Source organism: Micromonospora sp. NPDC047753 (assembly GCF_040642735.1).
In the GTDB taxonomy this organism is placed as follows: Bacteria; Actinomycetota; Actinomycetes; order Mycobacteriales; family Micromonosporaceae; genus Micromonospora.
Window position 1 is genome coordinate 1 of record NZ_JBEYSL010000379.1, and the last position, 6,726, is coordinate 6,726.

Below are 6,726 nucleotides of genomic sequence, written 5' to 3' on the forward strand. Positions count from 1 at the left end.
GATCAAGCTGGAGCAGAAGAACCTGCCCACGTCGGAGCTGAACACGTCGGCCAGCGTCAGCCCGGAGACGTCACTGCTCGTCCTGGGCTACGGCACCACCGACACCAGCTTCCGCGCCGCCACCTACACGGTGCTGTCGAAGACGGTGACCGTGACCGGGATCGACTCCTCGACTCCGCTGAACCCGTACCGGATCAATGAGGATCTCGGGCTCTATTCGCGGGGCGGGATCGCCATCGACCCGAGCGGCCGCGTGGTGGGAATGCTGGACAACGACGTTCTGCGGCCTGACAAGGCGAACCGCCTCGTCGTGCCGGTCTCCGCCATGACCGCCCTCCTCCAGGCCGCCGGCGTCACGAACACTCTCGGCAAGGGTGACAACCAGTACCGCAGCGGCCTCGACGCGTACTTCGCCGGAGACGAGTCGAAGGCCATCGCGCGGTTCGACGAGGCCGCGCGGACCTCCCCGACCAACCTGCTGGCCCAGTCCTACCGACAGGCGGCCGTCGACAGCCGGGGGCCCGGCGACGATTCAGGCGGGTCGAGCTGGGCCGTGCCGGTGATCGCCGCGGCCGGAGGCGCGCTCGCTGTCGCCATCGTGGTGGCGGTGGCGATGCTCCTGGCGCGGCGGCGCAACAGCCGTTTCTAGTGCGTCTGGGCGGCACCCGGCCGGGGTGCCACGCCGCTGGCGGCCCGCGCGGAGCCGCCGATCCGGGTGCCGGTCAACCACGGGCCCAGCGGCGTGCTGATGACGATCCACGCGAACGCCCAAGGGACCACGAGAGCGGCGACCAGGTCGAGCACCCCACCGGACCTGGGCGTCTTCAGCACCCACAGGATGCCCGCGTGACTGAGCACGACGGCGATGCCGCAGCCGGCCAGTCGACTGATCACCCGCGACGCCCGCGCGCCGATACGCAGGTCGAGTTCCTCCGCGAGCCGGATGAGACCGACGCTGATCAGGACCGCGGTCAGCACCCCCAGCACCGGGGAGCCGAAGTCGCCGGCCTTGAGGTCCAGGTCCCGGTTGAGGCCGAGCAGCACGAAGCCGACCCCGATCGAGAGTGACGCCGCACCGGCGCTGGCCGGAAGACGCGGGCGGAGCCGCCGCAGCAGCCGCCCGGCCAGCACGAAGACCAGGCACGCCGGGACCAGGAAAAGCCCGAGCGGGCCGGCGGTGACAACGCTCGGCGCGAGGTACGCCGTGACCAGGCCGACCACCGCGACCGTCCAGGCGACCGCGGCGGGGAACCGCTCCAGCCACCGGAACGCGACCGCCGCGATGAAGAGCACCGAGACGAACCAGAAGGCGGAGAACGGTCGGACCGCAGCCGTGCCGCCGTAGAGCGCGTCACCGATGGTGCCCGGTGCGACCTGGCCGGTCGCGGCGTCGGCGGCGAGCAGTGCCGCGACCAGGATGAGGAACCACACCACGTAGGGCACGCCCAGGGTCGTCCACCGCTTGCGCAGCTCCCCACCGAGCGGTCGACCGGGCGACCAGAAGTAGCCGGTCAGGACGAAGAACACGGGAACGTGCCAGGTGTAGATGGCCGCGCGGGTCAGGCTGTCGCTCCAGACGTGGCCCGCGACAACCGCGGCGATTCCGACAATCCGGAGGAGGTCGACACCGGCGGAGCGGTTACCCGCCGCCGTTGTCGTGCTCGTTGCGGCCATGGCCGGCATCATTTCAGACAGCGGGACCGACCTACGCCCCGGATCAGCACCGGTTCGACCGGAGGTCGTGCCGGCGTCGTCGGATATGCCGCATCGCCTAATCTGGGGCACGACACGCTGCCCACACTGTGGAGGTTTCCCGGGTGTCTCGTCCCCACCCTCCGTGGGCCCGCCTCCGATCGGTGCCCCGACCGGCCTGGATCGGCTTCGGGGTGGTCGTCCTGCTCCTGGCGGCCGTCCCCGTGCTCGGCTGGTGGCCGACGAAAACCGGTGCGCCGGACGCGGCCTGGTCGGCAGCCGACGTGGACACCCCGCCGCCCGTCGCGCCCATAGACGGCACCGCCTGTGCCGCCAACGCGCACGGCATGGCCGGCTTCACCCCGGTCAGCGCCCTCGACCTGCCCGAGCGGAACGACCCCAAGAGGCCGCTTGCCCTCCTGTTCGACCGGGCCGGGGCGGTGGCCGGCGGGTTCGACCGGATCGGCTACTGCCTGGAGTTGACCGGCCCCACCGGTACGCAGTGGGTGTGGACCGCCATGTCGCCGTTCACGACCGACGCCCGACGCCTCGGCCTGCCGACCCGCGCCGGTCAGATCGTCCGCCAACGGATCGCCGATCTGGAGGTCGCCACCAACGCGCCGGGCCTGGCCACCGGCACCGGTCTCACGGGCTATCTGGAGATGTGGCCGAACAAGTACGGGCCGGTCAACTCCGGCCAGGTCCCGGGCGCCACCACCGACCGGTACGACGCCGACGACGACGTGTACTCGTCGATCGGGTACGGCTCCTTCCAGGTGCACACGATCGCTGCCACCCGCCCGGCAGCGGCACCCCCGCAGACGGTTCTCGCGGTCAACGGCTTCACCTCGGACGTCCAGCCGCTGTCGGTGGGCATCGGGACCGCCCCCACCGGTCAGCCCGACTGGACGGCCGCCGGTAACGCCAGCACGTACACTCAACGTCGGCTGACGGTCTACGCCCGCGCCTCGGTCCTCACCGTCGGTCAGCACCCTCGGGACCGGCAGCTGTACCCCCGGGACGCAGCCGGCGGCGCTGTCGTGCCGGTGGCGGGAAAGGCTACCGACCCGCGGGTCCGCGCCGTACGCCTCAAGGTTGTCAGCGGGGCCGACGGCTGGGACGAGACGGTGCCCATCGGTCCCGGCGGTGAGTTCGCGTTCCGGCAACGGATCACCGCCGCGCTGCGGGAGTACCGATTCGAGTTGCACGTGCTCGGCGACGGCGTCGCCCGACGGGCGGCCCTCTGGGAGGGCGTGGTGTCCGGCGACGTGTACGTCATCCAGGGCCAGTCCAACGCGGTGGCGGCCAGTCACCGGGGCTCGTCGATCGGCGAGGAGTCCCCGTACGTCCGCAGTTTCGGCTCGACCACCGGGGACCGGGTCCTCTCCGGCGCGGACCGTACCTGGAACTACGCCGTCTCGGGTACGGTCCGGCAGCCCGGCTCGGTCGGCCAGTGGGGGATCCGCGCGGCCCACCGACTCATGGACACCTACCAGGTGCCGGTAGCCGTGATCAACGGCGCGGAGAGCAGCAAGGTCGTGTCGTTCTTCCAACGCAACGACGGCAACCCCGGTGACCTGCGCACCAACTACGGCCGCTTGCGGCAACGACTCAGCGCCGCGAACGTCATCGGCGAGGTCCGGGCGGTGTTCTGGTACCAGGGCGAGGCCGACAACAACGACGCCAACGGGCACGTCGCCGGGTTCACCGCGCTGTTGACCGACTGGCGTCGGGAGGTGGGTTTCCGGACCGCCGGCGGCACCCGGTACTACGTCGTCCAGGTCGGCAGCTCACCGTGCGGGAACACCTCCGGCGGCCCGCTGCGTGAGGCCCAGCGACGGATGGTCGACACCCTGAAGGTGACGGTGCTGTCGACAACGGCCCTGTCGGGCCGGGAGGATTGCCACTTCGCCTGGGAACAGGGCTACCGCGAGTTGGGCGATCAGGCGTTCGCCGTGTTGGCCCGCGACATCCACCGCGGCCCCAGCGAGGGCGTGTCAGCCCCGAACCCTCGGTCGGCCGCCTTCACCGACGCTCGGCGTACCCAGGTGGTGGTTCAGCTCCGTAGCGGCGACCCGCTGACGGTCCGGGCCGGCGCGGGCACCGACTTCACGATCGACGGCAGCACCGCCACCGTCACCGCCGTCGAGTACCGCGAGGGAGGGCGGCTCGTGCTGAGCCTGTCCGGCCCGGCCGACGGCGCGACCGGGCTGAGTTACCGGGGCGACGCCGGACCCTGGTGCGTCAACGCCACCGGGGTCGGTCTGCTGGCGTTCAAGGGCCTGCCGATCGGTGCTGCCTAGTCACTCCGACCGGCGTGGCGTCCTGGGTCCCTACCGCGCGGCGGCGGCGTCGTGCCGACCCGTCAACCGCCTGAGGGCGGCGAACCGACCTGGGTGGTCCACCAGGTCCACCGGCCCCGGGGCCGGTTTGCGGGCCGGGGCGGCGGACGCCGACGCGGTGAGGGCCAGCAGCACGATGATCCAGGTCAGCCCGTCCACCGACAGCGGGTTCCAGACGACCTCGGTGAACGAGTAGACGACGAGGAGCACCACCGGTGCCTTGGCGGTGAAGGCGTGCCCGTCCTCGACGTTGCGGTGCAGCAGGGTGGCCATCCACAGACCGAACAGGGTCAGCGCGACCAGCCCGCCGGAGAAGATGACCAGGACGTACCCGGAGTGGAAGAAGTGGGTCGGTGCCTTCTCGATGTCCTGTAGGTAGTACCACTTCGAGACGCCCACGCCGACGGCCTCCCGGCCGCTGAGGTACTCGCGGGCGGCGACCCAGATGTTGCCGCGGTTGCTCAGCGTGGTCTTCGACGCGCTCCACATCAGATAGGTGGCGGCTGTCAGCGCGCCGACGACGAGCGCCACGCAGAGCGCGAAGGGGATCCGTGGGCTCGGTCGCAGACGCTGCACGAGCAGTGCGCCCAGCATCCAGACGGCTACCGCGCCGACGGCCAGATAGCTGGTGCGGGAGCCCGTGGCGACGATCACCAGCAGGCAGAACGACGCCGTCGCCACCAGTTCGGCGCGGCGCATCGCGCAGAACGCGGCGACCAGGGTGAACGACGCCAGCATCGCCGCATAGTTCTCGGAGTTGTAGAAGCTCTTGAACAGCGCACCGGCCAGAGAGCACTTCTCCAGCTTCCCGCCGGTGCACGCCCGCCACGCCGCCTGCCCGGACAGAGCGGTCGGAATGGCCAGCAGCGCCAGGACCGCCAGCCCGGTGTAGGCCATCGCCCGTACGCTGACCGTGGTGCGGGCGGCCATCATCCAGACGGCGATCAGCAGGAGCCCGGCCGCCCCGTACGCCGGCAACCGCGACCCGTAGATCCCGGTGCCGGTGACGATGTCGATGAGGGCGCACCAGACGAGTAGGCCGCCGGCCATCGCCAGCGAGATCCGCAGCCACAGATCGGACGGGCCGCGGAGGAGACCACGGCCGGAGAGCACCAGCCAGGCCAGCAGGGCGACCACCAGCACGCCGATCAGCATCGAACTGTGGCTGCCGGCGAGCGCCGGGGCCGCGTTGGTGAGCAACGCGAAGCCGACCAGGGCGACCGCCGATGCCGGGTCGCCGAACGCGGTGGCGACGGACCGCCTCATCCGGATCAACCACAGAGCCACCGCTACGCCACCGACGGTCAGTAGGACACCGAAGATGGTGGTCACGTCAGACCCTTTCTCGGTCAGGTGCCGCTGCCGGTGCGACGACGGCATCGCGGTGCGGGTGTCGCCGCAGGGCGATGACGAGGCATCCCCACAGCAGAATGCCGAGCAGAGCGTCGCACAGGAGGCTCGACACGACCGCGCCCTGCCATCCGTAGGCGGGGATGAGCCACACGTTGAGCCCCGCGTTGACGACGCCCACCGCGATCTGGCACACCGTACGACGGCCCTGGAGTCGGCTTCCCGAGAGGGCGTCAGCGGCCAGGTAGTGGATCGACTTCAGGACCAGGATCGCGCTGAGGCCCTGTAGTGCCAGGGTCGCGTCCTCATACTCCGGTCCGAAGATCAGCGGCATGGTCCAGGCCATTCCGACCAGCAGCAGGCTGCTCGGCACGCTGAACATCAGGAAGCGAGGCAGAAGGCGACGGGCGAGCCCGAGCGCCGCCCGGGGTCCCTCGCGGCCAACCTCGAAGAAGCGGGGATAGGCGACCGCGGACATCGACCGGGCCGGCGTGTACGCGAAGTCCACCACCCGGTAGGCCGCAGCGTAGATCGCCGCCGCCTCGGTGGTGCCGATCCGGGACAGCATGACCTTGTCGATGTCGTTGTAGACCGTCTGGGCGGAGAGGCCGACGGCGAACAGCAGTCCGCTGCGGGCCTGGCGGAGTGCCGGCCCGACGGACCAGGAACCATCCCCTCCGCCGCGCAATCCGTACCAGGTGGCCAGCACGCAGACCACGACGGAGACCGCCAGCGCGGTGAGAGCCCAGTTCCGAAGGGAGATCGGCTCGTCCGCCGCCGCGAGGGCCAGCGCGCCGACCAGCCGGAACACGTGCAGCAGGGCGGGGATGACCGAGGCGACGAAGACCTTGCCCCGGGCCTGCACCGACGCGGCCACGGCCTCGATGAGCCGCCAGGCCACCAGGTCCGCGGCAGCGAGGCAGAGCATGTCGACGGCACTGACCTCGCTACCCCAGATCGCCACCCCGGCCGCGCTCACCAACACTGTCGCGCCCACACCGAAGACGACGGTCAGGACCAGGCCCCGCGTGAGGTGTCGGGCCCACTCGCTGGGGGCCTCGGCGTAGCTCTGGAAGATCAGACTTGGTGCGCCGGCGGACGCGAACGGGGAGACCACTGCGACGAGGGCGGTGACACCGACGAAGAGCCCGTAGGTGTCGATAGACATCTCCCGGGCCAGCAGGACGAAGAGCACGCCCTGCGCGAGGGTCCGTAGCAGTGTGCCGGTGAAGAACTTCCCGGACCGCTTCAGGAAGGTGTCGCGTCCGCTCGGGGGACGCCGATGCGACCGTGGCCGCGGTGCGGTCGGCTCGACGGAGCCGACCGCACCGGAGGGCGTACT

The 6,726-nt window shown here is 70.9% G+C and carries 5 protein-coding genes; 2 read left to right on the plus strand and 3 right to left on the minus strand.

All coding sequences use genetic code 11. The annotated features are described in order from the left end of the window. On the plus strand, positions 1-649 hold a 649-nt coding region (locus ABZ749_RS25960; RefSeq protein WP_357232296.1), incomplete at its 5' end, for a hypothetical protein. Here ABZ749_RS25960 and ABZ749_RS25965 read toward each other — a convergent pair. Next, positions 646-1,674, minus strand: a complete 1,029-nt coding sequence (locus tag ABZ749_RS25965) for an acyltransferase family protein (RefSeq protein WP_357232299.1) — start codon at positions 1,672-1,674, stop codon at positions 646-648. The genes ABZ749_RS25960 and ABZ749_RS25965 overlap by 4 nt on opposite strands. Before the next feature lie 182 nt (positions 1,675-1,856). On the opposite strand from ABZ749_RS25965, the gene ABZ749_RS25970 reads away from it, so the two are divergent. Further along, the gene (locus ABZ749_RS25970; protein ID WP_357232302.1) at positions 1,857-3,995 is read left to right on the plus strand and encodes a sialate O-acetylesterase; all 2,139 of its coding nucleotides are present in this window, start codon (positions 1,857-1,859) and stop codon (positions 3,993-3,995) included. A 30-nt stretch (positions 3,996-4,025) separates the two neighbouring features. Here ABZ749_RS25970 and ABZ749_RS25975 read toward each other — a convergent pair whose 3' ends face one another. Together ABZ749_RS25975 and ABZ749_RS25980 are read right to left on the minus strand one after the other, a co-directional pair. Then, positions 4,026-5,366: an O-antigen ligase family protein gene (locus ABZ749_RS25975; protein ID WP_357232305.1), complete on the minus strand. Its 1,341-nt coding sequence runs from the start codon at positions 5,364-5,366 to the stop codon at positions 4,026-4,028. 1 nt (position 5,367) lies between these two features. Next, a partial coding sequence (locus tag ABZ749_RS25980; RefSeq protein ID WP_357232308.1) for an oligosaccharide flippase family protein occupies positions 5,368-6,726 on the minus strand: 1,359 nt, incomplete at its 5' end.

Bases quoted from the DNA above. Each gene is read 5' to 3' on its own strand.
- ABZ749_RS25965 (WP_357232299.1), bottom strand. From the start codon at position 1,674: ATGGCCGCAACGAGCACGACAACGGCGGCGGGTAACCGCTCCGCCGGT.